Raw genomic sequence first — 369 nt, 5'->3', positions numbered from 1 at the left:
ACTGGGATCCAGTTGAGCTATTTCAACAAAAATACTGCATTTGAGATGAACGTTCCAGACTTATTTATAAATATAACAATTAAAGTCTGGATTCCAACGTCAAGCACTGGAATAATATCGTTTACTATGTCTATATTACAATATTTGTGCAGTTGTGTGTCAACTACTTTTGTGGCACCGTTTGTTATTCAATCTTTATGCTAGTTTTACTAAAAATTATAGTATTTTAGGTATAATTGCAATATCTAAATTTAAGGTATAGAGATGAACCCTAGGAAAGTTTTTAATATTCTTTTTATAGTATTATTTATTTCTTTTTCTCATGTTGGGAGTGCTGCCGCTGACACTAATACTGATACAACTGCTCAA

Annotated in this window: 1 pseudogene; it reads left to right on the top strand. The window is 30.6% G+C overall.

What is annotated here, in order from left to right:
• Positions 1–264: 264 nt before the first annotated feature.
• Positions 265–369 (top strand): annotated as a pseudogene (locus WG67_RS08280) (TrbC/VirB2 family protein); the annotation flags it as partial.

It is taken from the genome of Wolbachia endosymbiont of Drosophila incompta (genome assembly GCF_001758565.1).
GTDB lineage: Bacteria > Pseudomonadota > Alphaproteobacteria > Rickettsiales > Anaplasmataceae > Wolbachia > Wolbachia pipientis.
This window is presented reverse-complemented; position numbering and strand designations above follow the sequence as displayed.